This is a genomic window from Alteriqipengyuania sp. (assembly GCF_964222115.1).
In the GTDB taxonomy this organism is placed as follows: Bacteria; Pseudomonadota; Alphaproteobacteria; order Sphingomonadales; family Sphingomonadaceae; genus Alteriqipengyuania.
The window spans coordinates 67,365-92,286 of sequence record NZ_CAXQBM010000015.1 but is presented as its reverse complement, the minus strand read 5'-3'; the positions used below and the strand labels follow the sequence as shown (position 1 = coordinate 92,286).

The following is a 24,922-nucleotide window of genomic DNA, read 5'->3' as shown; positions in this document are numbered from 1 at the left end:
CGGCACCAGCCCACACCCCCACCCGGCCAACCCCTGGGATTATCCTGTCGGGTTGGCCGGGTGGGGGTGTGGGCTGGTGCCGCGCGAGCCGACAGCTTAGCTGTCGGCGGATAACGCACTAATGTCTCTCGCCCCACGCCTAGACCTGCGCCAGTCGCAATCGCTGGTGATGACGCCGCAGCTGCAGCAGGCGATCAAGCTGCTGACGCTGTCCAACCTCGAGATCGAGGCGTTCATCGGCGATGCACTGGAATCCAACCCGCTGCTCGAACTGGGGGAGGGTGCGCGCACCGAAGCGCGCGACGATGGCGATGCGCCCGATACCCCGCGCGAGGAACGCGATACCGATGCGCTGATCGCCGAGGGCGGGGCGGAAAGCGACGCGCCGACCGACCTTGCCAATGCCGAGTTGGAGATCGACCGCGATACGGGCGATGGCAGCTGGGGTGCCGCCGAAAGCTTTGGCGACCCGGACAGCGACATGTTTGGGATCGAACAGCGCGAGGCAGGCTCCGTCTCTCTGTCCGACCACCTACACGCGCAGGTCGGGGCGGCGGCGCGCGACGAGCGCGAAGCCTTCATCGCCCGTGCGCTGATCGACCGGCTGGACGACGCGGGCTACCTCGCCGAACCGCTGCTCGAAGTTGCAGACGCGCTGGGCATCCCGCTGGCAGAGGCGGAGCGTGGGCTCGTGCTGGTCCAGTCGCTCGATCCTGCCGGTGTGGGTGCCCGCGATCTGGCCGAATGCCTTGCAATCCAGGCACGCGAAGCGGACCGCTACGATCCGTGCATGGCGCGGCTGATCGACAATCTGGAGCTGGTTGCGCGCGGCGAAGTCGCCCGGTTGCAAAAGCTGTGCGATGTCGATGCAGAGGACCTGGCGGACATGCTGGGTGAGTTGCGCGCCTATAATCCACGCCCGGGGCTGGCCTTCGGCACGCGGGACGACGGCGCAATCGCGCCAGACATCCTGATCGATCGCGGCTCCGACAATAGCTGGCGGATTTCCCTCAACGAAGCCACTCTGCCCCGGCTGGTGGTAAACCGGCCCTACCTCTTGGAATTGCGCGATGGCTGCCGCGACCAGACCAGCCGCGCATGGCTGAAGGACAAGCTGGAGGATGCGCGCTGGCTGATCCGCGCGCTCGACCAGCGGCAGAAGACGATCCTGGCAGTGGCAAGCGAAATCCTGACCCAGCAGGAAGGTTTCTTCCTGCACGGGGTCAGCCACCTGCGCCCGCTGACGCTGAAGCAGGTGGCGGAGAAGATCGAGATGCACGAGAGCACGGTCAGCCGCGTGACCAGCAACAAGTTCCTCCACTGTCCGCGCGGCACCTTCGACCTCAAGTACTTCTTCACCAGCGGGGTGGGCGGCGGCGAAGAGGGCGAAGGCGCGAGCGCGGAATCGGTCAAGGCGCGGATCAAGGCGCTGACCGACGCGGAGGAGCCCAAGGCGATCCTCTCCGACGACAAGCTGGTCGAACTGCTGAAGGCCGAAGGATTCGACATCGCGCGGCGCACCGTTGCCAAATACCGCGAGGCCATGGGGATCGGTTCCAGCGTGCAGCGCCGCCGGGCCAAGAAGCTCGCCGCAATCGGCTAAGGCTCAGTCGCGCCGGAGCACCGCGAACAGCGTGTGGTTGTCGGCGGTGTCCTGCACGTCGGCTTCGAGCACTTCGAGGCCGTAGAGTTCTGCTGCACGTGTCGATGCCAGCGCAGCACGTGTACGCAAGCCTGCCTCGGCCACCTCGCTTGCTGCACCGGCTGTATCGCCAGCCTCTTCGACTTGTGCCCCGATCCGGGCGAGGAAATGGCGGCATTCGGCAATCGCCATGGGATGGCTCGCGACCGTTTCGATCTCATGCAGTTGCACGCCGGGCAGGCCGAGGCAGTGAAACACCACCGGCTGTGCGTGCACATCCACCCTGGTAACGGGCAGCGATCCGATCATGTCGAGCACACCGGGCACCTTGCCTGCGACCGAATTTTCGAACGGGATCATGGCAAGGTCGCAATCGGCGCGTAGCAGCGCCGCACATGCCGTTTCGAAATCGGGGTGACCGATGGCGGCCGCACCCGGAAAGCGGGCGAGGCATGCAAGCTCACCGAAGGCACCGGGGTGCCCCCCGTAGGCAATCCGCATTTCTGGTTATCCTGCTTGGGCGTTGCGGTCAGGCGGCGCGGCGCGCCAGCGGGGCCACGCGTTCGATCACGCACAGGTTGAGCGCACCCGAAACCGCAATCGGCAACACGGCTTCGCCCCGGCCAAGCCGCGCGGCCAGCTCGCCCTGTTCGAGCACGGCAAAGCTCCGTTCCTCGCCCAATCGGTCCGCGGAAAGACGACCGATCGCCAGCGCGGACCCGCGCCCGCCTTCGGCCAGCAGTCCGTCGACGATCACCAGTTCGGGATCCTCGGCCAGCGCGGTCCACCAGTCGCCCTCCCCGATCTCGATCAGGGCAATCGCCTTGCCCGCGCGGGCCTTGTCGAGCGCGGCCTGCGGGCTGGCGGTTTCGCGGATCGGGATGATCGTGCCGAAGCGCGCGCGCGCCATCAGCTGCATGCGCGCCGGGTGGCGCGTAGCGCTCAGCGCGATCTCGATCGGGCGCTGTGCCTGCAGGTTGATTGCCATCAGCTCGCGCCAGATCGCGGCGATGCTGGCCGCAGGGATCCGGCGGGTCAGGCTGGCAAGCCGCGCGATCACGCTGGCTTCGCGCGCGGGGCGCAGCAGCAGCTCGTTCGGATCCTCATGCTCGAGATCTTCCGACTTGGCAGCGGCGATGGCGGCCGCGAGGTCGAGCCGCTTCTCCATCAGGGACAGCATTTGTTCGTCGAGCGCGTCGATTTCTTCGCGCAGGGTGTCGATGGTTCGCGGATTGGAATTGGCAGTGGTCATGGCACGATTTCGCTTTCGGTTCGCAGCCGGCACGCATGTCTTCCTGCGGCCTGGCTCAGTCGTTTCGAGGTCTGGATGGTGGCCGCTTGTCTGCGCGCGACCTCGCGCTGGTCCCGATACGCCGTCAGGCGTACCGGCCGCTAAACGAACCGAAATAATAGAAATAATAGCCGAAGCGCGCGCTGTTCAGCGCGGAAATCGAAGCTGGGGCCGAAGCGGGGATAGGATTATCCCGAAGCCTGGTCATGATGATTCGCTCCTGAGGCACACAGAGTAACGAAAGCGTTGCCTCGACCGCTCTCTAAGCAATGAAATATCTTGTGCGGCGCAATACCGCAAGCGGTGCGATTCACGATGTGCCATCCTGTGGCATGATGGTGACAGGGCGCGCATCGCAACAGCTCGACTCAAATAGGCACCGCTTCGTCGCGCAGGCTGCGGCCGGCGAGCGTTTTACACGATGTTAACCTTTTCCGTTCAGACCTTGTGTGGTTAATGAAACGCAACGCCTCGCACATGGGGCGTGGCAGCACATCCACTGGGGCAAAGGGGGCGACCCATGCGCGTATTGCTGATCGAGGACGAGCCGACCACGGCGAAAGCCATCGAGCTCATGCTCACGACCGAAGGGTTCAATGTCTACAGTACCGATCTGGGCGAAGAAGGCCTCGATCTGGGCAAGCTGTACGATTACGATATCATCCTGCTCGATCTCAACCTGCCGGACATGCACGGTTACGACGTGCTCAAGAAGCTGCGCGTCGCCAAGGTGCAGACGCCGGTCCTGATCCTGTCGGGCATTTCCGAGATGGACAGCAAGATCCGCAGCTTCGGCTTCGGCGCAGACGATTACGTGACCAAGCCGTTCCATCGCGAGGAGCTGGTCGCGCGCATCCATGCCGTGGTGCGCCGTTCGAAGGGCCACAGCCAGTCGATCATCCGTACCGGCAAGCTGGCGGTGAACCTCGATGCCAAGACTGTCGAGGTCGACAATGCCCGCGTCCACCTGACCGGCAAGGAATACGCGATGCTCGAGCTGCTTTCACTACGCAAGGGCACCACGCTGACCAAGGAAATGTTCCTCAACCACCTCTATGGCGGGATGGACGAACCCGAGCTCAAGATCATCGACGTATTCATCTGCAAGCTGCGCAAGAAACTGAGCCATGCCTGCGATGGAGAGAACTACATCGAAACCGTGTGGGGCCGCGGTTACGTGCTGCGCGACCCGAGCGAGGAAAGCGCTGCCGCCTGACATTTTCGGGCAATTGGCAAGCTGGCGAATTATTGGGGGTGTCGAAGTTTTTCTTCGGCACCCTTTTTGCTGTTTCGTGCGTAAAGGTGGGCGATCAACCTTCTAAGGTCACCCGTACGTGTACATATTCGGCTTCGATCTTGCGCAGATCCTCCCTTTCATCCTCGTCGGGTTCTTCGCCCAGCTGATCGACGGCGCTTTGGGCATGGCCTTCGGCGTCATCACCAACACCCTGCTCGTCGGCCTGCTGGGCGTGCCCCCGGCGCTCGCTTCGCAGCGAGTGCACATCGTCGAGTGTTTCACCACCGCGAGTTCCGCGATCAGCCACCTGATAAACCGCAATATCGACAAGCGCCTGTTCCTGCGCCTGCTGGTACCCGGCGTGATCGGCGGGGTCGCGGGGGCCACCCTGCTTGCTTCGGTCGATGGCGAGGTCATCAAGCCCTTCGTGCTCGTCTACCTGTCGGGTATCGGCATCTACCTGCTGGTGCGCGGCGTACTCTATCCGCCGACCCTGCGCGAAGCGAAGCATGTGACGCCGCTGGGCCTGATCGGCGGGTTCCTGGATGCCTCGGGCGGCGGTGGCTGGGGGCCGATGGTCACATCCAACCTGCTGATCCAGGGCGCCGAGCCGCGCAAGGTGATCGGCACGGTCAACTCGGTCGAGTTCTTCCTCACCGTGAGCATCTCGATCGCCTTCATCTTCCACCTCGGGATCGACGATTTCGCGATCGCAACCGTCGGCCTGATCCTGGGCGGGGTCGCCGCCGCACCTTTCGGCGCGCTCGCAGCACGGCACTTCTCGCCCAAGTTCATGCTGATCCTCGTCGGAATCGTCCTGACGGCGACCAGCGCTTACGGCATCTGGACCGCACTGACCTGAACCGGCTAGGGCGCGCGCCTATGACGGCACATAAGGAAGGCGACCCCACCACGCTCAGCAGGCTGTATGGTCGCAGTATCGGCAAGCCCCTGCGCGCGCGGCAACAGGCACTGGTGGACGAGTTCCTGCCGAAAATCGCCGTGCCCGCAGAAGGTCCGGTCACCGCAAAAGACCTGTTCGGCGAAGATTGCCCGCTCCATTTCGAAATCGGCTTCGGCGGCGGCGAACATCTCGCCTATCGTGCTGACCTGCTGCCCAATCACGGTTTTATCGGTGCCGAACCATTCCTCAATGGCGTGGCACAAGCGCTGGTCCACGTGGAAGAACAGCGCCTCGCCAATATCCGGTTGTACAATGGCGACGCGCTGGAAGTGCTGTCGCGCATCCCGGACGGATCGCTGACGATGGTCTACCTGCTCCATCCCGACCCGTGGCCCAAGAACAAGCATGCCAAGCGCCGGATGATGAACGACGGACCGGTGCGGATGATTGCGGACAAGCTGAAGCCGGGCGGCGAATTCCGCTTCGGTACGGATCACCCGGTCTACCTGCGCCACGCGCTGATGGTAATGCAGCGCTTTACCGACGAATTCGAATGGCAGGTCAAAGGCCCCGCCAGCTTCCAGCAGCGCCCGTCGGGCTGGTGCGAGACTCGCTACGAGAAAAAGGCGCGCGAGCAGATGGGCCACGAAGTCTTGTACTTCCGCTATCGCCGCACATAGCAAGAAGGCCGCCCGGTCACCCGGACGGCCTCCTGCAACGCGGGCCAGACCCGGCTTACGTCAGAAGCGCACGCCGATCCCGGCGATAACTTGGTCCGTGGTCGCATCGTCAACATCGGTACCGACATTGCTGTAGCGCGAGCGGCGATATTCGATCCGCCCTTCGAGCGGCCCGGGCAGTTGCACCTGCAATCCGCCGCCGAAGCGGAAACCGCTGGCGTTCTCTTCCACGTCGGACAGGGTACCGGCGCTGGTGAAAGTCTTGGTGTCGAGCGCGGTGTAGCCCGCCTTGCCATAGGCCGCGATGCCGGGGGTCAGCGCGAAACCGGCGCGGGCACCGACATAATACTGGCCATTCGCTTCCAGCCCGTCGCGCGCACCCGCAAACGTGGACGGGAACTGGGTCGATCCGTCGCTGGCGGAATATTCGCCCTCGACGCCGACGAAGGCACCGCCCAGCGAGAGGTCGTAGCCCGCGCTGATGCCGTAAACCGCCGCATCGGCATCGGCGGAAACCGTACCGTCCGCCGAGTCGACCGAAATACCCTCGTAGCCGCCAATGGCGCCAATATGCAGGCCGCCGGGTGCCCTGTTCTGGTCCTGCGCCATTGCCGGCGCCGCAGCGGTGGCCACAGCAATCGCAGGGAGTGCGAAAATGCGTTTCATCGGGGGGTCCTTTCGTTGGGGAAACCAAGCGAAAGTTCCATCGGCGCAGCCCGCTTGCCCTGCGATGAATCAACCACGCGGGCGAATAGGGTTTACGACCGGCTGCAGCCTTGCAGCGGTTATTCCACCACCCCCGCGGCAGCGAGCACGGCCAGCGTCAGCACGTCGGGTACGTTGGCGGTGACAGGCACGATCTGCACCGGCTTTTCCATCCCCACCATCATCGGGCCGATCGTGGCGTCGCCGCCCAGCTCGCGCAGCAGCTTGGCCGAAAGGTTGGCCGATTGCAGGCCCGGCATGATCAGCACGTTGGCCGGACCCGACAGGCGGCTGAACGGATAGAGCGCCATCACCTTCGGGTTGAGCGCGGCATCGGGCGCCATCTCGCCCTCGTATTCGAAGCCGGGCTGCTTATCGTCGAGGATGTGTACCGCGTCGCGGATGTTCTCCAGCCACTTGCCCGGCGGGTTGCCGAAGGTGGAGTAAGAAAGGAAGGCGACGCGCGGCTCGTGCCCCATGCGGCGAGCGACTTCCGCCGTTTCGCAGGCAATATGCGCGAGGTCGGCCGAAGTCGGACGTTCATTAATCGTGGTATCGGCGAGGAACGTGGTGTGGTTCTTGCCGATCATCATATGAATGCCGAAAGACAGGCCGCCCGGCTTGGGATCGAGCACGCGGCCGATCTCGCGCGCGGTCTGCGCGTAGGTTCGGGTGAGTCCTGAAATAAGCGCATCGCCGTGCCCCAGCGCGACCAACAGCGAGGCGAACACGTTGCGATCCTGGTTGACCATCCGGCGCACGTCGCGCTCGGTATACCCGCGCCGCTGGAGGCGCTCGTACAGGAATTCGACCATCTCGGGCACGTAATGGCTGTCCGCCGAGTTCTGGATCTCGAAGCTGTCGATATCGTCGACCTGCAGCTCCTCCAGCTTCTGGCGCACACCTGCGGTCCGCCCGACGAGGATCGGCGTGCCATAGCCGAAATCGCGGAACTGGATTGCGGCGCGCAGCGCGACATCCTCTTCCGCCTCGGCGAAGACCACCCGCTTGGGGTTGGCCTTGGCATCCTCGTACACGCGGGTGAGGACCGAGGTCGTCGGGTTAAGGCGCGATTTGAGCGCCAGCCGGTAGGCATCGAGATCGTCGATATTCGCCTGGGCCACGCCCGATTTCATCGCCGCTTCGGCCACTGCGGAGGACACCACCTCCATCAGGCGCGGATCGAACGGCGCGGGGATGATGTAATCCTCGCCGAACTGGTGCGCCACGCCATAGGCGGCCTGCACCTCTTCGGGCACACGTTCGCGTGCGAGTGCCGCGATGGCCTCTGCCGCGGCGATCTTCATCTCTTCGTTGATCGCGGTCGCCCGCACGTCCAGTGCCCCGCGGAAAATAAACGGGAAGCCCAGCACGTTGTTGCCCTGGTTGGGATAATCGCTGCGCCCGGTCGCGATGATCGCGTCGGGGCGCACCGCCTTCGCCTCTTCGGGCATGATTTCGGGCACCGGGTTCGCCATCGCGAAGATGATCGGCTTGTCGGCCATCTTCTTCACCCATTCGGGCTTGAGCGCACCGGCGGCGGACAGCCCAAGGAAGATATCCGCGCCTTCCAGCGCCTCTTCCAGGCTGCGCGCCTCGGTCTCTACCGCGTGCGCACTCTTCCACTGGTCGACATCGTCGCGCCCCTTGTGGATCGGGCCGGACCGGTCGCACACGATCACCGACCCATGCGGAATGCCCAGCGCCTTGATCAGCGCGGTACAGGCCAGCGCGGAGGCGCCCGCCCCGTTCACGACCATCTTGCAATCCTTCAGGTCGCGTCCGGTCAGGTGGCACGCGTTGATCAGCCCCGCCGCCGCGATGATCGCGGTGCCGTGCTGGTCGTCGTGCATTACCGGGATGTTCATGCGTTCACGCAGCGCCTGCTCGATGATGAAGCATTCCGGGGCGGCAATGTCTTCCAGGTTGATCCCGCCGAAGCTGGGTTCGAGCAGCGCGACCGCTTCGATGAACTTCTCCGGGTCTTCGGTATCGACTTCGAGGTCGATCGAATCGACATCGGCGAAGCGCTTGAACAGCACCGCCTTGCCTTCCATCACCGGCTTTGAGGCAAGCGCACCCAGGTTGCCCATGCCGAGGATCGCGGTGCCGTTGGAAATGACCGCGACGATGTTGGAGCGCGCGGTATACTTGGCGGCATTGGCGGGATCGTCGGCAATCGCCTGCACCGGCACTGCGACACCCGGCGAATAGGCAAGGCTGAGGTCGCGCTGGGTCGCCATCGGCTTGGAGGCGATGATCTCGATTTTCCCGGGCCGCCCGGTCTCATGGTAAAGCAGCGCTTCGCGTGCCTCGAAACCGGTATTGGGGCCAGTGGTCGTGTCGTCAGCCATGCGTGCCTCAGGGGGTCGGAGGAAAAAGTCGTATCGGGGTGCTGGCCCGCCCTAACGGGGGCGCGCCCGATGGCAAAGGGCCAAAAGGAGAGCGCATGCAAACTTCTTGACGTAACGTCATCGGCGAATAGCACTCAACGAAGATGACCAGCCCGCCACCCGAATCGTCCGGTTCCGAAAGCCGCCTTGCGGCACTGGAGCGGCGTATGGAGGCGTTGGAGGACGCGGGACCACGCGGCGGGTCATTCCTGGATCGCGTATTGCGATACCTCCCCTACATGGCGCTGGGAAACCTGTTCGTGGCTGCACCGGCAATGATCATCTCCATTGTCGTGGCCTATTTCGCGTTCGAGCAGGCCGATGCGACGAAGAAAATGCAGGTCAGCAGCGTCTGGCCGATCCTCAGCTACGATACCGGCAACCTGTCCGAGGATGGCGAGCCCGAGATTACCTTCAACCTGTCCAACCGGGGGGTCGGTCCTGCGAGGGTCGGCGGCATGCAGGTCAGTTACGACGGCACGGCCTACCGATCGATCCAGGACCTGATGCGCGATTGCTGCGCACCTCGCGGCGAGCGGGTCGGCGCCATCGTGTCGGCAGTCAACGGAGAGGTCATCCCGGCAGGTGCCCGGCTCGCGTTTGCGCGCATCGATCCGGTCGACCTGTCACCGCGTTCATACGCGCGGATGGAAGCTGCACGCCTGAAAGTCAGGACGCAGATCTGCTACTGTTCCGTGTTCGACGATTGCTGGATCGAGGATTCCCAGATGACCGGTACGGAACCGGTGAACCAGTGCCCGGCTGACTGGGTGCAGTTCGGCTTCCCCATCGGCGTCAAACCTGGCGGGTGACGCGCGACCCGGTGGCCGCTAGCACACCAGCAATGACCGCCAGGCTCACCCCGATGATGGAACAGTACCACGCGCTCAAGCGTGAAGCGGGCGAATGCCTGCTGTTCTACCGCATGGGCGATTTCTTCGAGCTGTTCTTCGACGATGCGAAGGTGGCGGCGGGCGTGCTCGATATCGCGCTGACCAGCAGGGGCGAGAGTGGCGGCGAAGCCGTGCCTATGTGCGGCGTGCCGGTGCATTCCGCCGACGGGTACCTCGCTCGCCTGATTCGTGCGGGGCACCGGGTAGCCATCGCCGAGCAGGTCGAAACGCCCGACGAGGCCAAGGCGCGCGCCAAGGCGGAGGGCAAGCCTTCCTCCAAGGTGCTCGTCGCGCGACAGATCATCCGTTTCGTCACCGCCGGTACGCTGACCGAAGACGCGCTGCTCGAACCGCGCAGCGCCAATCGGCTCGCGGCAGTATGCGAGGTGCGCGGGACCGTCGGGATCGCGGCCTGCGATATCTCGACCGGGCGGATGGAGCTGGAGGAATGCGCGCCCGACGGCATGGCTGCGGCGCTTTCACGGATCGGTGCGCGAGAGATCGTGGTGCCCGAAGGATGGGAGCAGGCTCCCGCCGATGCGACAGAGCGTCCGGCCAGCGACTTCGCGAGCGAACGCGGGCGACAGCGTTTGCAGGAGCTGCACGGGGTCGCGACGCTCGACGCTTTCGGCAATTTCGAGCGCGCGATGCTGTCTGCTGCCGGGGGACTGCTCGCCTATATCGACCATGCGGGGCGCGGCACGATGCCGTTTCTCCTGCCACCCACGGTCACCGCCAGCGATGCGGTGATGGCGATCGACGAAGCGAGCCGCTCCAGCCTCGAGATCGTCTCCACACAGGCGGGGGCGCGAAGCGGCAGCCTGCTCGGCACGGTGGATCGCTGCGTGACAAGCGCCGGAGCGCGCCTGCTGGCGGAAGACCTGTCTGCGCCGCTTGCGCGCAAACCCGATATCGAGGCGCGGCTGCACCTCGTCCGTTTCTTCCACGAGGACCCGATCCTGCGCAGCGACACGCGCGAGGCACTACGCGCGATACCCGATGTGGCGCGGGCGCTGGCCCGCCTTGTCGCAGACCGGGGTAGCCCGCGCGATCTGGGCCAGGTGCGCGATGGGTTGGCGCAGGCGCGCGAATTGCACGCGGCCCTGTCCCGCCTGCCCGACCGCCCGGCCCTGCTCGTTTCCCTGCTGCCCGCGCTGACCGGCCATGCCGCGCTGGTGAGCGAATTGTCGCAGGCGCTCGTCCCGTCGCCGCCGACCGAACGCAGCAATGGCGGCTTCATTGCCTCAGGCTACGACGCGGCGCTCGATGCCCTGCGCGAAACCAGCGGCGATGCGCGCAAGGCGATTGCCGCGATGGAAGCGCGCTATCGCAGCGAGACGGGCATCTCCTCGCTCAAGATCAAGCATAACGGTGTGCTCGGCTATTTCATCGAGGTGCCCGCGCGCCACGGCGATGCGCTGATGGGGCCGGACAGCGGCTTCACCCACCGCCAGACCATGGCCAATGCGGTCCGCTTCAATTCGGTCCACCTGCACGAAGAAGCCAGCCGTATCTCGGAAGCCGCTGGCCGCGCGCTAGCTGCCGAGGAAGCGCATTTCGAGGCGCTGGTGGCAGCAGTGGTCGACGCTCGCGAGGCAGTTGCCCCCACCGCCGATGCGCTGGCGCGGATCGACGTCGCAGCGGGGCTAGCGGAGCGTGCGGCTGAAGGCGACTGGTGTGCGCCGCAGATCGACGAGGCTCCGTGCCTCGATATCGTCGGTGGACGGCACCCGGTGGTCGAAGCCGCGCTCGCCAAGGCAGGCGAACGTTTCGTGCCGAATGATTGCAAGTTGAGCGATACCGACCACCTCTGGCTGATCGGCGGGCCCAACATGGGCGGCAAATCCACCTTCCTGCGCGCCAATGCGCTGATCGTCCTGCTGGCGCAGGCGGGCAGCTATGTGCCTGCGAAGTCTGCTCAGATTGGGCTGGTAGACCGGCTGTTCAGCAGGGTCGGCGCGAGTGACAATCTGGCGCGCGGGCGCTCCACCTTCATGGTCGAGATGGTCGAAACTGCGGCGATCCTCGCGCAGGCGACCGAGCGAAGCTTCGTGATCCTGGACGAGGTGGGGCGCGGCACCTCCACCTACGACGGGCTGGCGCTGGCATGGGCGGTGGCCGAGGCGATCCACGAGACCAACCGCTGCCGCTGCCTGTTCGCAACGCATTACCACGAGCTCGCCCGGCTGGCGGACACGTGCGATGCCCTATCGCTCCACCATGTCCGCGCGCGCGAGTGGCAAGGCGACCTGGTGCTGCTGCACGAGGTCACCGAAGGTCCTGCCGACCGCAGCTACGGGCTAGCAGTCGCAAAACTGGCGGGGGTACCCAAGGGCGTGGTCGACCGCGCCAGCGCCGTGCTCAAGAAACTGGAAAAAGGGCGCGAGGAAACGGGCGGGCTCGCCGCAGGGCTTGGCGACCTGCCGCTGTTCTCCGCTGCAATGGAAGCCGAGCAGGAAGAGTGCGATACCTTGCGCGATCGCCTGTCGGCGCTCGATCTCGACGCGCTTAGCCCGCGAGAGGCGCTGGAAATCCTTTACGACCTGAAGCGCGAGGCGAGCGAAAGCTAACCTTCGCTACATTTGCCATCGCCTTCCGCTGCGCTAGGTTCCTGCATCATGGCGCAGGACGATCCACCCGAAGACCCGGATACCAGCACGAAGTGGGCCGAGTTCCGCACGGATTTGGCGGAAGACCGCAACATCATGGCGATGGAGCGGACCTTTGCAGGCTGGATGCGCACTGCCTTTGCCGCCATCGGCATCGGGCTAGGCTTCCGCGCGCTGTTCGGATCGTGGGACCCGTCGTGGATGCCAAAGCTGATCGCCAGCTTCTTTATCCTGTCGGGCGGATGGCTGGCAATTACCGCGCAAAGGCGGGCGTGCCACACGCTCGACCGACTGAACACGCACGAATTTGACCCGATCCCGACCCCGAATTTCCGCGTCATGGCTTACGGGGTCGCGATCGGGGCAGTGGTTGTCACGATCGGGTTGTGGGTGATGGTCGAGGCCTGAACCCGGCTGCGAGCAGGATCAGGTGCCGTCGCCGCGCAGGCCATCGAGCTTCGAAGGCTCGCCGAACTTGTCGACATTGTCGTCATGATTGGGTTCGCCGCGATAGGCCGACATGTCGACCGTGTTGCCGCGATCCATTTGGTTCATGTGATCGACCAGATCCTGCGCATCGGGTGCGGTCAGCCCGCTCTGCACATGCGTGCTGTCGGTGCCGAGGATCGAGGTCGTGTGGCCTTGCGCCTGGTCGGCAACGGTCTGCGCCTGGTCATAGGCCGCGACCTGTTCCGAATTCTCGTTCTCGGGCGCCAGGTCGTCGGTCTGCCGGCGCTCGCCATCGAATTTGCTGCTGTTGTCGCTCATCAGGAAATCTCCTTTCCGAATGAACGTGTTTGTTCGGGAAGCAGTTCCAGTGAGTCTTTGTCGCGGTGCCAGCCCGCACCCCCTCCCGGCCAACAGGTCTTTCCATCGGTCCCAGCCCTCTCCCCCGCCCAGCCACCCGATATGGTGACCATCAGGCTATCGGGTGGCTGGGCGGGGGAGAGGGCTGGAGCCGGGCGCAGCGAACGCAGTGAGCGAATCGACGCCGACTACCTTGTCGGCACCGGCGCATCGCCGGAATAATCGTAGAAGCCGCGGCCCGTCTTGCGGCCCAGCCACCCGGCCTCGACATATTTTACCAGCAGCGGGGCGGGACGATACTTGCTGTCACGCGTGGTGCGATAGATGACCCGCAGAATATCGAGGCAGGTGTCCAGCCCCACGAAATCGGCCAGTTGCAGCGGCCCCATCGGGTGGTTGAGGCCCAGCCGGCAGCCGAGGTCGATATCCTCCATGCTCGCAGTCGACTGGCCAAGCACGAACACCGCCTCGTTGATCATCGGCAGCAGGATGCGGTTAACGACGAAACCGGGCTCGTCCTGCGAAAGGACCACTTCCTTGCCGAGGAGCTTGGCGAAGGCGATCGTCCGGTCGGTCACGTCCTGCGCGGTCGCGAGGCCGGGGATCACCTCGATCAGGCCCATCACCGGCACGGGGTTGAAGAAGTGCAGCCCGATAAACCGGCCCGGATCGGGCGACCAGTTGGCCATGCGGGTGATCGGGATCGAGCTGGTATTGCTGGCAAGGATCGCATCCTCGGCCAGCACCTTGCCTGCATTCTCGAAGATCGCCTGCTTGATCTCTTCCTTCTCGGTCGCGGCTTCGATGATCATCGCAGCACCGGCCATCGGTGCCAGCTCCCCGGTCGGGGTAATCCGCGCCAGCGACGCTTCCGCATCGGCCGCCTCGATCTTGTCTTTCGCCACGAGCTTGCCCAGCGCGCGTTCGATCCGGTCGCGGGCGCCCTGCGCAATCGAAAGATCGCGGTCGCTCAGCAAAACCTTGAGCCCGTTTTGCGCAATCGTCTGCGCAATGCCCGTTCCCATCTGGCCTGCGCCGATGACACCGATTGTCTGCATGAAAATTTCCGTCCTTCGCAAGTGCAGCAAAGGCGGTGGGCTAGCGGGGATCGGCGCCGCTGGCTAGCGGCCAATTGCCGATTGGCGAGCTAGCGGTTCGCGCCGGGCGTCCACGTCACATCGGCCCTGCCCTGGTCGTTGGCGGCTCGCGCGAGCACGAAGAGCAGGTCGGATAGACGGTTGATATAGTGCAGTGCAGCGGGGTTCACTGCTTCGGTGCCCGCCAGCGCTGTCATTGCCCGTTCCGCACGGCGTACACTCGCCCGTGCCACATGCAGGCGCGCCGCCGCTTCGCTTCCGCCGGGCAGCACAAAACTGGTCAGCGGTTCGAGGCTCTCGTTCGCGGCATCGATGGCCCGTTCCAGCCATTCGACCTGCCCCGCCACGATGCGCAGCACCATCTCGCCCGGTTCGAATCCTTCCCCGTCCAGCGCACCTTTCGGCGTCGCGAGATCAGCGCCGAGGTCGAACATGTCGTTCTGCACTTTCAGCAGGATGCTGGCGGCAGGGCTGTGGCCCGGCTGCGCCACCAGCGCGAGGCCGATTGCGCTGTTCGCTTCGTCGACCGCGCCGACTGCCTCGATCCGCGCGGCGTGCTTCGGGCTGCGGCTGCCATCGACCAGCCCGGTCGTGCCATCGTCGCCCGTGCGGGTGTAAATCTTGTTCAATTTGACCATTGCGGTGCGCCCGGGCCGGTCAGTTCGCCACCGCAAGCAGGATTGCGACCACGAGGATCGCCAGCCCCTGGTACTTGATCCGGTCGAACATCGCCTTGTTCTGCATCAGTTGCATCTCGGTCACCGTTTCCCCGGTATTGTTTTCCAGATCGACCTTGGTCGTCTTCAGGAAGGCGATGATCCCGCGCACCAGCGAAACCACGACCATGATCGCGAGCAGGATGATGGCGATGATGAGGATTGTCTTCATGGACCCGATATGGGCTCAGGCGCGCGAGATTCCAACCGGCCATTCGCCTTGTCGCAGCCGCTGCGCCCATGCGCGCCCGTCTTCCCCCGTCTTGCGATAGTCCGAGATCGCGGGCGACCCCCGTCGTTTCGCGAGCTTGCGCCCTTCGCAGTCGAGCAACAGCGCATGGTGATGCCATTGCGGCGCCGGCAGGCCGAGCAATGCCTGCAGCAAGCGGTGGACGTGGCTGGCATGGAACAGGTCCTTGCCCCGCGTCACCAGTGTAACGCCATCGGCCGCATCGTCGAGCGTGGCGGCGAGGTGATAGCTCGCCGGCAGATCCTTGCGCACCAGCACCACATCGCCGAATTCCTGTGGCGCCACTGCCTGTTCGCCAGCGATGGTATCCGTCCACGTTAGCTCGCCTGCCTCGGCCAGTGCACGGTCGAGATCGAGACGTAGCGCGGCGGGTTTCGACGGATCGAGCAGCCTGCCCTTGCAGGTACCGGGATAGATCGCGCCATCGGGGCCAATCCTTGGCGAAAGCTTCTCGATCTCCTTGCGCGTGCAGGTGCAGGGATAGAGCAGGCCACGGTCCAGCAGGTCACGCGCGACTGCCTCGTATCGGCCGATGCGGGTCGATTGCGCGGGCACTTCCTCCCATTCCAGCCCCAGCCATTCGAGGTCGCGGCGAAACTCGTCGGCCAGCTCGGGCTTGCTGCGCGGCCCGTCGATATCCTCGATCCGCAGCAGGAAACGCCCGCCCGCCTCTTTCGCCAGGTCGTGCGCGACGATGGCCGAATATGCATGGCCCCAATGCAAGGGCCCGTTCGGGCTAGGGGCAAAGCGGGTAACGATCATCTCTTGACTCGCTTAGTGCACAAAAGCCGCGACTCGCCCAAAAGCCCTGTGGATACCTGCTTTGTCACAGACTTGACGCTTTTGGAGGCAAGTGGTCCTTTCATCGCATCAGGGGAGGACACAAGAGCCCGTGTTCAAAGCCGATCTGATCGACCGCGCGGCCCAGTTCCGCAGCGCTGACGAAGACCCGACACGCAACCTGTCGGCCTGCCCGACGCTTGTGCTGAACGCGGACTATACTCCGCTCTCCTATTACCCGCTGTCGATCTGGCCGTGGCAGACGGCGATCAAGGCGATCTTCCTCGACCGGGTAGATGTCGTCGCGAGCTACGAGCGGGAGATTCACTCGCCCTCGCTCGACATGAAGCTGCCCAGCGTCATCGCGCTCAAGCAGTATGTGAAGACCAGCGAATTCCCCGCCTTCACGCGTTTCAACCTGTTCCTGCGCGATCGCTTCACCTGCCAATATTGTGGCAGCCCGAGCCACCTGACCTTCGACCATGTCGTCCCGCGCCGCCTCGGCGGGAAGACGACGTGGGAGAACATCATTACCGCCTGCGCGCCGTGCAACATGAAGAAGGGCGGGCGCACGCCCAAGCAAGCGGGGATGCGGCTGATGCTGGAGCCGATCCGGCCGACCAGCTGGCAGCTGCAGCAGCACGGGAAGAGCTTCCCGCCCAACTACCTGCACGAGACCTGGCGCGACTGGCTCTACTGGGACATCGAGCTGGAGGAGTGAGGCGGTTCGTCCTGCTATCTGCGCTCATGCTGGCCGCGTGCGCGGCAGACGTCCCTGATGATCGTCACTTGTCGGTTCAAGACGTGCAACCCCCGCCAGAAACGCGTTTCATGGACACAATCGAATCGACGATCGAGCTCCCGACGGGCGCGTATGCTCTGGACCGGTACACCCGCACTTACATGTTCGGCGAACGCAAGGTTCTAGCGATCTATACGACGCACGGCCAACCGGGCCGGGTATGGGTGAGCCGTCCGGCGGATTTCCCTGTGGTGTTCGACGGTGGCTGTTCGGTCGTGAATGTGGCGTGGGACCTCGAAACGCGATCCTTCCTGAGGGTTACGTGCAATGGGGATGCATGAGCGGCAACGAGCTTCTCTGAGGCATAAAGGTGCCTGGGTGAGGATGTTCGGCTGGATCATTGGGGCGGGTGCCGCATTACTGCTGGGCGCTTGTCAGGCACAGTGGGACCAACCTCGGCAAATGGACTTCCACGCCGACGCTTCTTTCAAAGGAATGGTCACCTGCCTATCGCAAGATTACGATTCGGCTTTCCCACGCTGGTTTCCAGCAAGGGCAGACAAAGATTCGAAGTCTTTTCAGACATATAACAATATGCTGATGACGGTGAGCAAAGCTGCTGACGGCTCGAGAGTTGAAATTTTCTCTTCTGACGAACTGACTAAAAGTCAACGAGCCTATATCGAGAAGTGCGAACGGATGGTTGCAGCGAGCTAGGTAACCGCCGCGCGTTCCTGAAAGCGCGGCTCCTGCCATTCGCCGTTGTCGAGCACTTCAGCGAGGTGGCGCGCCGACTCGGCAATATCTACGAACCTGAGATACGCGGGCGCGAAGCCCAGCCGCAGGATATCGGGATCGCGGAAGTCGCCGATCACGCCGCGCGCGATGAGCGCTTGCGATAGTGCATAGGCGTTTTCATGTTGGAAGCTCAGCTGGCTACCGCGTGCAACCGGGTCGCGCGGGCTGACGAGGTTCAAATCCCAGCCGTTCGTCCTGAGCTTGTCGAAGGACGAGCCTTGCGCGTCCGTTCGCGGTTCGACAGCCTCACCACGAACGGATGAGACCAAACAATCCAAGAAAAACCCGCTCAGTGCGCGCGACTTCGCGACCAGCGCGTCCACCCCGATCTCTGCGATCAGCTCTACACCGCTCTCAAGCGCCGCCATCGCCAGCACCGGCGGCGTTCCCGCTAGCAGGCGTTTAACGCCCTGCGCAGGCTCGTACTCGTCGGAGAAGGCGAAGGGTTGCGCGTGGCCCATCCACCCGGTCAGCGGTTGGGAGAAATTGTCGTGATGCCGTTCGGCGACGAAGGCATAGGCGGGCGCGCCGGGGCCACCGTTGAGGTACTTGTAGCCACAGCCGACCGCGAGATCGGCACCTGCGCCATTGAGGTTTACCGGCACCGCGCCACCCGAATGCGACAGGTCCCACAGCACGATCGCACCGACATCATGCGCGGCCTTGGTCAGCGCCGTCATGTCGAACATTTCGCCGGTCTTGTAATGGACATGCGTCAGCAACAGCAGGGCGACGGACTCGTCCAGCGCGTCGATCATCGCTTCGCGGTTGGCCAGCCGCTGCGCGACGCGCGCGTCGCCCTGGATCATGTAGAGGTCGGTCGGGAAATTGCCCGGCTCGCTCAGCACCACGTTCCGCCCCGGGTTCAGCGACAGCGCGGCACCGATCAGCTTGGCGAGGTTCACCGAGACCGAATCGCACGCGATCACCTCATGCGCCTGCGCACCGATCAGCGGCGCGATCTTCGCACCCACGCGCTGCGGCATCCCGATCCAGTCTGCATCGTTCCACGAACGGATCAGCCCCTCGCCCCATTCGCCGTCGACCACCCGGTGCAGGCGTTCGCGCGTCGCCTTGGGCAGCGGCCCCAACGAATTGCCATCGAGATAGATCACCCCATCGGGCAGGTCGAACCGGTCGCGGAAATGCGCGATGGCATCGGCAGCATCGAGTTCGCGCGCGCGGTCCATCATGGCATCAGTCACGCGGCAGTTCCCGCAGCACCGCGCGGCACAGGCCCGCATCGCCTCCGCCGACTTTCAGTGGCAGCGCGATCAGCTCGTAATGCCCTGCGGGTACATCATCGAGAACCAACCCTTCGAGGATGCGCATGTCGTGTTTCAGCACCGCCTTGTGCGCGTCCATCGTCTTCGATTCCTGCGGGTCGACCGATGGCGCATCGGTGCCGATCAGCTTCACGCCGTGCGCGGAAAGCCATTCGATCGTCTCGGGCGCGATCGGCAGCCAATCGCTGCGCCATTCGTCGTGCGGGAAGGCATCCCAGGTGCGGAACAGCACGCGGTTGGCATAGTCGAGCGTGGGCAGGTCCCCGATGTCGATACTGCCTTCGACCTCGCGCGCATCAACCACCACGCACTCGCCAAGGTAAGGCTGCAGGCTCATGTTCGCCGCATCGAGGCCATCGGTAGCATAATGCAACGGCGCATCGGCATGCGTGCCCGAATGCGTGCTCATCGTCATCCGCCCGACATTGACGGGCGAGCCTTCGTCCATCCGCCACGTCCGCTCCAACGCAAACCCGGTGTCGCCGGGCCAGACCGGCAATTCGGGTCGCAATACCTGCGAGATATCCCAGATGCGGCGCGCCATTACAGGACTGTCCGCACCGAAAGCAGTTCGGGGAAGAAGACTTCCTTCAGCACGCCTTCGAGGTAGCCGACCCCGGCGGTGCCGCCGGTGCCACGCTTGAAGCCGATGATCCGCTCAACCGTCTTCAGGTGGCCGAACCGCCAGCGCTGGAAATGGTATTCCAGATCGACCAGCTTTTCGGCCAGCTCGTACAGATCCCAGTGTTCGTGCGGGTTACGATAGATTTCGACCCACGCGGCTTCCACCGCCTCGGACTTGTCCCAGGGCTCCCCATGCTCGCGGTCCAGCACTGTTCCGGGTATTGCGAAGCCGCGCGCGGCAAGCAGCCGCACGGTTTCGTCATACAGGCTTGGCCGCGCCAGTTCGGCGCGAACTTCGGGCACGGCCTCATGCATCGTCACCATGTCGGGCTTTCGCCCGCCGAGGATGAATTCCATCAACCGGTACTGCGCCGACTGGAAGCCGCTGGAGGTGCCCAGATGCGGGCGGACCAGCGAATAATCGTGCGGCGTCATCGTGCTCAGCACGTTCCAGCTCTGGATCAGCTGTTCCTGCGCGCGCGCCACCCGGGCGAGCATCTTGAACGCAGGCCGCAGCCGGTCGTCCCTGATGGCCTCGCGCGCGGCGTCCAGCTCATGCAGGCACAGCTTGAGCCACAGCTCGCTCGCCTGGTGGACAATGATGAACAGCATCTCGTCATGCGCATCAGAACAGGGATGCTGCGCGGCAAGAATGCGGTCGAGATCGAGATATGATGCGTAGGTTACATCGCCAGCCATGAAGGCGCTCTAGCGCCCTGCACGGCTGACGCAAAGCGCACTAGCAATCGACCACCGCCACTTCGGGGTGGTGCTTGCACAGATAGTTCTTCACGATCTTGAGGTTGCGCGAGTTCGAACGGAAGGCGAAGTCGAATGCATCGCCGACTACGGGCACGAAGCCGATCACCCCGTCGAAGGCGACATTCCCGACCATCCGCATCATGTGCCAGGTCGGCATGTTGAGGTTGCGCGCTTCCCACACGATGTAGGTGCCCATCGCCACGCCGAAAATATCGCCGATCACCGGCACCAGGCCGATCACGGCATCCATCCCGATGGGATAATTGATCCCCGGAATGGTCATGCTGCGTTCGGTCAGTTGCTCCATCATCTGGATCCGCCGATAGACCGATGCGGGGTCCTTCCCGCTCGGAACTTCGACGCCCATCATGTTCATCGTACCGGAATCGCCCATTGGTTCAGTCCCCGTTTCACCATGCCTCTACCCCAGCCAACGCATAAAGCGGGTGACGGGCCCACGGATTTTCGGAAAATCCTTCCAGCCCGCTGCGCACCAGCGACCAGCGAACCGGCGCGCCAAGGGGAATATAAACCTCTTGTGCCAGCAGCGCACCCTCTGCCTCGACCAGCAGGTTGGCCGCCTCTTCCGCGCCGCCTGCCCGCAACGATTCGGTCACCAGCGCATCCGCATCGGGCGCGCATGGCCCCGGCACGAGAGCGCAGTTGAACTGGTTGAGGAACCAGCGCGCGCTGGGATAGCGGGCCATCCTGTCGATCATGACCAGGTCCGCGCCCTGCCGGAAGCGAACCCGCCGCAGCTCGACGCCAATCGTCGCGAAATCGAGCGACAGCGCGCTGACAAGACGATCGGACCCGGGCCCGGCGGGCAACCATATCCTCACCCTCGCGTTCTGCCCCGTCGAACGGCTCCAGGAGGTTACGCGGGCCCGCGCCTGTGCCCGCCGGTCATTCAGCGACAGGCTCGGCCAGCGTTCCCCGCGCTGTCCGTTGTCGCCGGGGAGGTCCGAGGGAACGATGCGCGCCGATGGCTGCCAGCCGGACAGCCTGAATTGTTCGACGAGGGCGATACGATCAATCGCCATCGACAGCGCTTCGCGGTTCTCTGTCTCCGCCAGGAAACCCTGTTCGTTGGTTACGATCATGCCGAACAGGCCAATCGCGGGATCGACCCGGATCGTGCCGCGCGATAGCGGGCCGGTGTCGGCCAGCGGCAGGGTGAAGATCGATCCGTCGAGCAGCGCCGCCGCTTCGCCGGCGGAGAAGGCTGCATTGGCCTCCTCCCCGGGAAGCGCACGCAGGCGAAGCCGCTGGTCACCGCGGTCGCCCTGAATTTCGGGCAGGCCGATCGTTTCGGGTGCGACGGGCTGCAGGATTGCCGTATCCCCGTCGCGCTCCAGCACCATCGGCCCGATCGATTCACCATCGCGCGTGATCGCCAGTTCGGGCTGCGCGAGCAGGTGAAGGAATTCGGGCATCGCGCCCGTCAGCCGGATCTCGATGACCCGGTTCGTCATCGCCCTGATCTCTTCCACCTTGCGCAGATCGAGGCCCAGCGATGTACCCCTGAGAGCGGCGATGGACTGGACGAGGCTGGCTCGCGCATCTTCGGCGGTCAGCGGTTCGCCATCGGGCCAGTTGAGCTGGCGCAGTCGAAAGATGAAGCTGCGCCCATCCTCTGTGACGATCCAGCTTTCGCCCAAGGCAGGAACGACCTCCCCTTCGGCGTTCAGCGCGACAATGCCCGAGCTTGTCGCGTCCCGAACCAGCTGTGCACCGGCGGAGAGCCGCAGGCCGTCCTCGAAAATCGAATCGGGTTCGCCGATGATGACCACCGCAAGGCCATCATCGTCATTGCCGCCGCTGCACGACCCGAGCACGGGGGCGAGTGCGATCGCGAGCAACGCGGCAAGGAAGCGATGGGCCTTCACAGGGACAGGCCCTAGCAGGCAAGCGCGCGCTGGTCAGCGCGGTAATGATCAGATTTTGCGAAGCGAGCTGTCGCGGGTCTGGAAAGCGGAACTGGGCGCGATGGTCGACGGGCGCACGTAGCGCGGCGTCTTTTCGCCCGGTGCAGTCGGTTCACGCACTTTCTTCGAATCGATTTCGTTGTCGAACACGATGCCGAAGCGATCGTCCTGCGTCCACGCGACCGAACCCTTGATCCGGCCAATATTGCGCAGCTCGATACCCACGCGCGTACCGCGCTCTACCGCCAGCGGCGCCTCTGCCATCATGCCGCCGTCCGACAGGTTGCGGACTTTCACGCGAACGGGCTCGCCACCTTCGGCAAGGGTCAGGTCAGCGGACAGGAAAAGGCTGTCGCGCTTCAGCGATCGGGTGTCGATGGCATTCATGAAGCGTAGGTAACCTTCAGCTCTCTAGCGGTTGAACTCGATTGAACCTTCATACGGTTCGCAGGGGTTCTAACCCGCAACAGGCTAAAGAAGTTTAAACGCCGCTTTACCGCGTTTCCCCCAAGCGGCTTGGGGACTTAGTCGTTGCGCGACACTTTTTCGCGGCGTTCGTGCGCTTCCTGCGCTTCCACCGTCATCGTCGCAACCGGGCGCGCGATCAGGCGCTGCAGGCCGATCGGATCGCCGCTGACCTCGCAATAGCCGTATTCGCCTTCGTCGATTCGCCGCAGGGCCGACTCGATTTTGGAGATTAGCTTGCGCTGGCGATCGCGCGTGCGCAGTTCGATCCCCCAGTCGGTCTCGCTCGATGCGCGGTCGGTCAGGTCGGGCTCGCGCAAGGGGGCATCGGCCAGGTTTTGCAGCGTGCCGCCCGCTTCGGTATGGAGCGAACGCTTCCATTCGATCAACAGCTTGCGGAAGAACTGCTGCTGCCGGTCGTTCATGTACTCTTCGTCGTCGTGCGGCGTATAGTCCGCCGGCAAGGCCTTGTCCGCCCGGGCAAGAATTTCACTGTCGCTGAGCGCCTTGGCGGCCATCGCGTCCTCTACCTCTTCGGTCCCACCCTGCAAGCGCGTCCCCCATGTCGTAAGGTTACGCAACTCGCGGCGGCTCTTAGCAGGCATAACAATGCGAACAAGCGCTTATCCCCGCTTGTGCCGCGATCTGGGGAGAAATGAATGAATACACGCCGAACGAACGGTGCTTCGGGGGCAGCAGGGCGCCACCGCGCGCAAAGAAATCGCCGCCGCCTTTAACGGCCTGTTTACCATAAGCGGCAAGAACCGGGTTTGCGGGCAGCGACCCGCTTGAAAGGGGACGAAGACTTAAGGGGGTTTATCATGCGACTGACTGCAATCGAGACGACCAATGCCCAACCGGCGGCCAATGACAGTGCCGACCTTGCTATTGCCCACCTGATCGGCGCCGCGTCGGAAGGCGATGCCCAGGCATGCTACGAACTGGGCGTAATCTGGTCGACCGGCAGCCACGGGGTCGATTGCGACCTGATCGAAGCACACCAGTGGTTCAACCTCGCCGCCGCGCAGGGCCACCAGGAAGCCGCCTGGTGCCGCACCGACATTTCCGATGAAATGACCGCGCGCGAAATCGCCGAAGCGCAGCGCCGTGCGCGCCAGTGGCTCGGCGAACAGCGCAAGAGCGCCTGATCTCTCTCTAACCCGATTTCCTGAACGGCGTGCGCGCCTGAAGGAAGTTCTGTTCGGCCGCGATGCCCTGGCGCTCGCGTTCGAGAAACTCGGCGACCGCCTCTCGCAGGCCCGGATCGGCGATATAGTGCGCCGAGTATGTCTGCACCGGCGCATATCCCCTCGCGAGCTTGTGCCCGCCCTGCGCCCCTGCCTCCACCCGTGCGAGGCCGCGCTCGATCGCCGCGTCGATCGCCTGGTAATAGCATAGCTCGAAATGCAGGAAGGGGATGTCGACCAGGCAGCCCCAATAGCGTCCGAATAGCGTCGTCTCCCCGATCACGTTCATGGCGCCTGCCACTGGCTGGCCATCCTGGTAGGCGAAGATCAGCAGGATGTGCTCGCCCATCCGCTCGCCGAGCAGCGAGAAAGCTTCCCGCGTCAGGTAGGGCGTACCCCACTTGCGCGCGCCGGTGTCCTGATAGAAGTCCCAGAAGGTGTCCCATACATCCTCGGTCAGGTCTGAGCCGCTGAGGTGGCGAATTTCGACGGTCTCCTGTGCCTTGTCGCGCTCCTTGCGCAGGTTCTTGCGCTTGCGGCTGGCCAGCGTGCCGAGGAAGGCATCGAAATCGGCGTAGCCGTCATTCTCCCAGTGGAATTGTAGATCGCTGCGGATCAGCCACCCGGCACGCTCGAACATCGGGACCTGTGCCGACTCGACGAAGGTCGCGTGAGCGCCCGACAGCGCGTGTTCGTGGCACACCTGCTCGGCAGCGCGCAGCAGCGGTGCGGCGAAAGCCTCGTCCTCGAACAGCAGTCGCGGACCGCTTGCCGGGGTGAAAGGCGCGGCGATCTGCAGCTTGGGGTAATAGCGCCCGCCTGCGCGTTCGTAAGCTTCGGCCCAGCCTTGGTCGAACACGTATTCGCCGCGCGAATGCATCTTCAGGTAGCTCGGCATGGCCGCGTGGATCGCTCCGCCATCATCGGCAATCGTAATCGGCGCAGCCTGCCAACCGGTACCGGGGCCGACGCTGCCCGAATCCTCCATCGCAGAGAGAAACGCATGGCTGACGAAGGGATTATCGCCACCTGAAAGCCGATCCCAATCGGCCGCGTCGATCCCGGCGACTCCGCCGTGAATTCGCGCCGTCAGTTCGATATCAGCCATGCTCGCCCATATAGGGAG

The 24,922-nt window shown here is 64.2% G+C and carries 28 protein-coding genes; 11 read left to right on the top strand and 17 right to left on the bottom strand.

The genetic code is table 11. The annotated features are described in order from the left end of the window. Positions 1 to 121: 121 nt before the first annotated feature. Positions 122 to 1,603, top strand: a complete 1,482-nt coding sequence (gene rpoN, locus ACEQXE_RS02735; protein WP_370177361.1) for an RNA polymerase factor sigma-54 — start codon at positions 122 to 124, stop codon at positions 1,601 to 1,603. A gap of 3 nt (positions 1,604 to 1,606) precedes the next feature. Here rpoN and ACEQXE_RS02730 read toward each other — a convergent pair whose 3' ends face one another. Then, a complete protein-coding gene (locus tag ACEQXE_RS02730; RefSeq protein WP_370177359.1) occupies positions 1,607 to 2,143 on the bottom strand; it encodes a prephenate dehydratase domain-containing protein in 537 nt (178 codons plus the stop codon). A gap of 28 nt (positions 2,144 to 2,171) precedes the next feature. Continuing rightward, entirely contained in the window at positions 2,172 to 2,894 is a 723-nt protein-coding gene (locus ACEQXE_RS02725) for a chorismate mutase (protein WP_370177358.1), read from the bottom strand. A 559-nt stretch (positions 2,895 to 3,453) separates the two neighbouring features. Between ACEQXE_RS02725 and ctrA the strand changes: the two genes are divergently transcribed. From ctrA to ACEQXE_RS02710, 3 genes are all read left to right on the top strand, one after another. Then, a complete protein-coding gene (ctrA, locus tag ACEQXE_RS02720) occupies positions 3,454 to 4,149 on the top strand; it encodes a response regulator transcription factor CtrA (RefSeq protein WP_370177357.1) in 696 nt (231 codons plus the stop codon). Between the two features lie 118 nt (positions 4,150 to 4,267). Continuing rightward, a complete protein-coding gene (locus tag ACEQXE_RS02715) occupies positions 4,268 to 5,032 on the top strand; it encodes a sulfite exporter TauE/SafE family protein (protein WP_370177356.1) in 765 nt (254 codons plus the stop codon). Positions 5,033 to 5,052: 20 nt separating this feature from the next. Continuing rightward, positions 5,053 to 5,754 (top strand): tRNA (guanosine(46)-N(7))-methyltransferase TrmB, encoded by a 702-nt coding sequence (locus ACEQXE_RS02710; RefSeq protein ID WP_370177354.1) that lies wholly within the window; start codon positions 5,053 to 5,055, stop codon positions 5,752 to 5,754. Between the two features lie 60 nt (positions 5,755 to 5,814). Here ACEQXE_RS02710 and ACEQXE_RS02705 read toward each other — a convergent pair whose 3' ends face one another. Continuing rightward, positions 5,815 to 6,420 (bottom strand): outer membrane protein, encoded by a 606-nt coding sequence (locus tag ACEQXE_RS02705; protein ID WP_370177352.1) that lies wholly within the window; start codon positions 6,418 to 6,420, stop codon positions 5,815 to 5,817. Between the two features lie 119 nt (positions 6,421 to 6,539). Beyond that, positions 6,540 to 8,813 carry an NADP-dependent malic enzyme gene (locus ACEQXE_RS02700; protein ID WP_370177350.1) on the bottom strand — a complete coding sequence of 758 codons (2,274 nt, stop codon included), beginning with the start codon at positions 8,811 to 8,813 and terminating at the stop codon, positions 6,540 to 6,542. Positions 8,814 to 8,956: 143 nt separating this feature from the next. On the opposite strand from ACEQXE_RS02700, the gene ACEQXE_RS02695 reads away from it, so the two are divergent. Genes ACEQXE_RS02695 through ACEQXE_RS02685 form a run of 3 tightly spaced genes read left to right on the top strand, consistent with a single transcriptional unit; the run spans position 8,957 to position 12,762 of the window. Beyond that, a complete protein-coding gene (locus tag ACEQXE_RS02695) occupies positions 8,957 to 9,664 on the top strand; it encodes a hypothetical protein (protein WP_370177348.1) in 708 nt (235 codons plus the stop codon). A 32-nt stretch (positions 9,665 to 9,696) separates the two neighbouring features. Next, complete coding sequence (mutS, locus tag ACEQXE_RS02690) at positions 9,697 to 12,315, top strand: DNA mismatch repair protein MutS (protein WP_370177347.1); 2,619 nt, start codon at positions 9,697 to 9,699, stop codon at positions 12,313 to 12,315. A 48-nt stretch (positions 12,316 to 12,363) separates the two neighbouring features. Continuing rightward, positions 12,364 to 12,762, top strand: coding sequence for a YidH family protein (locus tag ACEQXE_RS02685; RefSeq protein ID WP_370177346.1), 399 nt, complete (start codon positions 12,364 to 12,366; stop codon positions 12,760 to 12,762). A gap of 18 nt (positions 12,763 to 12,780) precedes the next feature. Here ACEQXE_RS02685 and ACEQXE_RS02680 read toward each other — a convergent pair whose 3' ends face one another. The 5 genes from ACEQXE_RS02680 to gluQRS all read right to left on the bottom strand — a co-directional run bounded on the left by ACEQXE_RS02680 (position 12,781) and on the right by gluQRS (position 15,986). Beyond that, positions 12,781 to 13,122 carry a hypothetical protein gene (locus ACEQXE_RS02680; RefSeq protein ID WP_370177345.1) on the bottom strand — a complete coding sequence of 114 codons (342 nt, stop codon included), beginning with the start codon at positions 13,120 to 13,122 and terminating at the stop codon, positions 12,781 to 12,783. Between the two features lie 227 nt (positions 13,123 to 13,349). After that, a complete protein-coding gene (locus ACEQXE_RS02675) occupies positions 13,350 to 14,219 on the bottom strand; it encodes a 3-hydroxyacyl-CoA dehydrogenase family protein (RefSeq protein ID WP_370177344.1) in 870 nt (289 codons plus the stop codon). 89 nt (positions 14,220 to 14,308) lie between these two features. After that, entirely contained in the window at positions 14,309 to 14,896 is a 588-nt protein-coding gene (locus ACEQXE_RS02670; protein WP_370177343.1) for a cob(I)yrinic acid a,c-diamide adenosyltransferase, read from the bottom strand. A gap of 19 nt (positions 14,897 to 14,915) precedes the next feature. Beyond that, positions 14,916 to 15,146: a hypothetical protein gene (locus ACEQXE_RS02665; protein WP_370177342.1), complete on the bottom strand. Its 231-nt coding sequence runs from the start codon at positions 15,144 to 15,146 to the stop codon at positions 14,916 to 14,918. Positions 15,147 to 15,161: 15 nt separating this feature from the next. Further along, entirely contained in the window at positions 15,162 to 15,986 is an 825-nt protein-coding gene (gene gluQRS / locus ACEQXE_RS02660; protein WP_370177341.1) for a tRNA glutamyl-Q(34) synthetase GluQRS, read from the bottom strand. 130 nt (positions 15,987 to 16,116) lie between these two features. On the opposite strand from gluQRS, the gene ACEQXE_RS02655 reads away from it, so the two are divergent. From ACEQXE_RS02655 to ACEQXE_RS02645, 3 genes are all read left to right on the top strand, one after another. Next, entirely contained in the window at positions 16,117 to 16,725 is a 609-nt protein-coding gene (locus ACEQXE_RS02655) for an HNH endonuclease (protein WP_370177340.1), read from the top strand. Between the two features lie 110 nt (positions 16,726 to 16,835). After that, positions 16,836 to 17,087 (top strand): hypothetical protein, encoded by a 252-nt coding sequence (locus tag ACEQXE_RS02650; RefSeq protein WP_370177339.1) that lies wholly within the window; start codon positions 16,836 to 16,838, stop codon positions 17,085 to 17,087. Positions 17,088 to 17,130: 43 nt separating this feature from the next. After that, entirely contained in the window at positions 17,131 to 17,463 is a 333-nt protein-coding gene (locus tag ACEQXE_RS02645) for a hypothetical protein (protein ID WP_370177338.1), read from the top strand. Here the strand turns inward: ACEQXE_RS02645 and kynU are convergent. From kynU to dksA, 7 genes are all read right to left on the bottom strand, one after another. Further along, the gene (gene kynU / locus ACEQXE_RS02640) at positions 17,460 to 18,737 is read right to left on the bottom strand and encodes a kynureninase (RefSeq protein WP_370177366.1); all 1,278 of its coding nucleotides are present in this window, start codon (positions 18,735 to 18,737) and stop codon (positions 17,460 to 17,462) included. The two genes, ACEQXE_RS02645 and kynU, sit on opposite strands and share 4 nt — an antisense overlap. Positions 18,738 to 18,741: 4 nt before the next feature. Next, entirely contained in the window at positions 18,742 to 19,374 is a 633-nt protein-coding gene (gene kynB, locus ACEQXE_RS02635) for an arylformamidase (RefSeq protein ID WP_370177337.1), read from the bottom strand. Continuing rightward, entirely contained in the window at positions 19,374 to 20,153 is a 780-nt protein-coding gene (locus ACEQXE_RS02630) for a tryptophan 2,3-dioxygenase (protein ID WP_370177336.1), read from the bottom strand. The genes kynB and ACEQXE_RS02630 overlap by 1 nt, the downstream gene beginning before the upstream one ends. A 40-nt stretch (positions 20,154 to 20,193) precedes the next feature. Further along, positions 20,194 to 20,610: a DUF4112 domain-containing protein gene (locus ACEQXE_RS02625; protein ID WP_370177335.1), complete on the bottom strand. Its 417-nt coding sequence runs from the start codon at positions 20,608 to 20,610 to the stop codon at positions 20,194 to 20,196. A 16-nt stretch (positions 20,611 to 20,626) separates the two neighbouring features. Beyond that, a complete protein-coding gene (locus tag ACEQXE_RS02620; protein ID WP_370177334.1) occupies positions 20,627 to 22,105 on the bottom strand; it encodes an ABC transporter substrate-binding protein in 1,479 nt (492 codons plus the stop codon). Between the two features lie 48 nt (positions 22,106 to 22,153). Continuing rightward, positions 22,154 to 22,531 (bottom strand): PilZ domain-containing protein, encoded by a 378-nt coding sequence (locus tag ACEQXE_RS02615; protein ID WP_370177333.1) that lies wholly within the window; start codon positions 22,529 to 22,531, stop codon positions 22,154 to 22,156. A 137-nt stretch (positions 22,532 to 22,668) separates the two neighbouring features. Next, positions 22,669 to 23,127: an RNA polymerase-binding protein DksA gene (gene dksA / locus ACEQXE_RS02610; protein WP_370177365.1), complete on the bottom strand. Its 459-nt coding sequence runs from the start codon at positions 23,125 to 23,127 to the stop codon at positions 22,669 to 22,671. Between the two features lie 303 nt (positions 23,128 to 23,430). Here dksA and ACEQXE_RS02605 point away from each other — a divergent pair, with 303 nt between their 5' ends. Then, the gene (locus ACEQXE_RS02605) at positions 23,431 to 23,757 is read left to right on the top strand and encodes an SEL1-like repeat protein (RefSeq protein WP_370177332.1); all 327 of its coding nucleotides are present in this window, start codon (positions 23,431 to 23,433) and stop codon (positions 23,755 to 23,757) included. A 7-nt stretch (positions 23,758 to 23,764) separates the two neighbouring features. On the opposite strand, the gene ACEQXE_RS02600 is transcribed toward ACEQXE_RS02605, so the two are convergent. Further along, positions 23,765 to 24,904, bottom strand: coding sequence for a GNAT family N-acetyltransferase (locus ACEQXE_RS02600; protein WP_370177331.1), 1,140 nt, complete (start codon positions 24,902 to 24,904; stop codon positions 23,765 to 23,767). Between the last annotated feature and the right edge of the window lie 18 nt (positions 24,905 to 24,922).

Bases quoted from the DNA above. Each gene is read 5' to 3' on its own strand.
- mutS (WP_370177347.1), top strand. From the start codon at position 9,697: ATGACCGCCAGGCTCACCCCGATGATGGAACAGTACCACGCGCTCAAG.
- ACEQXE_RS02650 (WP_370177339.1), top strand. From the start codon at position 16,836: ATGGACACAATCGAATCGACGATCGAGCTCCCGACGGGCGCGTATGCT.
- ctrA (WP_370177357.1), top strand. From the start codon at position 3,454: ATGCGCGTATTGCTGATCGAGGACGAGCCGACCACGGCGAAAGCCATC.
- dksA (WP_370177365.1), bottom strand. From the start codon at position 23,127: ATGGCCGCCAAGGCGCTCAGCGACAGTGAAATTCTTGCCCGGGCGGAC.
- ACEQXE_RS02705 (WP_370177352.1), bottom strand. From the start codon at position 6,420: ATGAAACGCATTTTCGCACTCCCTGCGATTGCTGTGGCCACCGCTGCG.
- kynU (WP_370177366.1), bottom strand. From the start codon at position 18,737: ATGATGGACCGCGCGCGCGAACTCGATGCTGCCGATGCCATCGCGCAT.
- ACEQXE_RS02730 (WP_370177359.1), bottom strand. From the start codon at position 2,143: ATGCGGATTGCCTACGGGGGGCACCCCGGTGCCTTCGGTGAGCTTGCA.
- rpoN (WP_370177361.1), top strand. From the start codon at position 122: ATGTCTCTCGCCCCACGCCTAGACCTGCGCCAGTCGCAATCGCTGGTG.
- ACEQXE_RS02625 (WP_370177335.1), bottom strand. From the start codon at position 20,610: ATGGGCGATTCCGGTACGATGAACATGATGGGCGTCGAAGTTCCGAGC.
- ACEQXE_RS02710 (WP_370177354.1), top strand. From the start codon at position 5,053: ATGACGGCACATAAGGAAGGCGACCCCACCACGCTCAGCAGGCTGTAT.
- ACEQXE_RS02645 (WP_370177338.1), top strand. From the start codon at position 17,131: ATGTTCGGCTGGATCATTGGGGCGGGTGCCGCATTACTGCTGGGCGCT.
- kynB (WP_370177337.1), bottom strand. From the start codon at position 19,374: ATGGCGCGCCGCATCTGGGATATCTCGCAGGTATTGCGACCCGAATTG.
- ACEQXE_RS02680 (WP_370177345.1), bottom strand. From the start codon at position 13,122: ATGAGCGACAACAGCAGCAAATTCGATGGCGAGCGCCGGCAGACCGAC.
- ACEQXE_RS02630 (WP_370177336.1), bottom strand. From the start codon at position 20,153: ATGGCTGGCGATGTAACCTACGCATCATATCTCGATCTCGACCGCATT.
- ACEQXE_RS02695 (WP_370177348.1), top strand. From the start codon at position 8,957: ATGACCAGCCCGCCACCCGAATCGTCCGGTTCCGAAAGCCGCCTTGCG.
- ACEQXE_RS02600 (WP_370177331.1), bottom strand. From the start codon at position 24,904: ATGGCTGATATCGAACTGACGGCGCGAATTCACGGCGGAGTCGCCGGG.
- ACEQXE_RS02670 (WP_370177343.1), bottom strand. From the start codon at position 14,896: ATGGTCAAATTGAACAAGATTTACACCCGCACGGGCGACGATGGCACG.
- ACEQXE_RS02665 (WP_370177342.1), bottom strand. From the start codon at position 15,146: ATGAAGACAATCCTCATCATCGCCATCATCCTGCTCGCGATCATGGTC.
- ACEQXE_RS02675 (WP_370177344.1), bottom strand. From the start codon at position 14,219: ATGCAGACAATCGGTGTCATCGGCGCAGGCCAGATGGGAACGGGCATT.
- gluQRS (WP_370177341.1), bottom strand. From the start codon at position 15,986: ATGATCGTTACCCGCTTTGCCCCTAGCCCGAACGGGCCCTTGCATTGG.
- ACEQXE_RS02615 (WP_370177333.1), bottom strand. From the start codon at position 22,531: ATGAATGCCATCGACACCCGATCGCTGAAGCGCGACAGCCTTTTCCTG.
- ACEQXE_RS02700 (WP_370177350.1), bottom strand. From the start codon at position 8,813: ATGGCTGACGACACGACCACTGGCCCCAATACCGGTTTCGAGGCACGC.
- ACEQXE_RS02685 (WP_370177346.1), top strand. From the start codon at position 12,364: ATGGCGCAGGACGATCCACCCGAAGACCCGGATACCAGCACGAAGTGG.
- ACEQXE_RS02605 (WP_370177332.1), top strand. From the start codon at position 23,431: ATGCGACTGACTGCAATCGAGACGACCAATGCCCAACCGGCGGCCAAT.
- ACEQXE_RS02725 (WP_370177358.1), bottom strand. From the start codon at position 2,894: ATGACCACTGCCAATTCCAATCCGCGAACCATCGACACCCTGCGCGAA.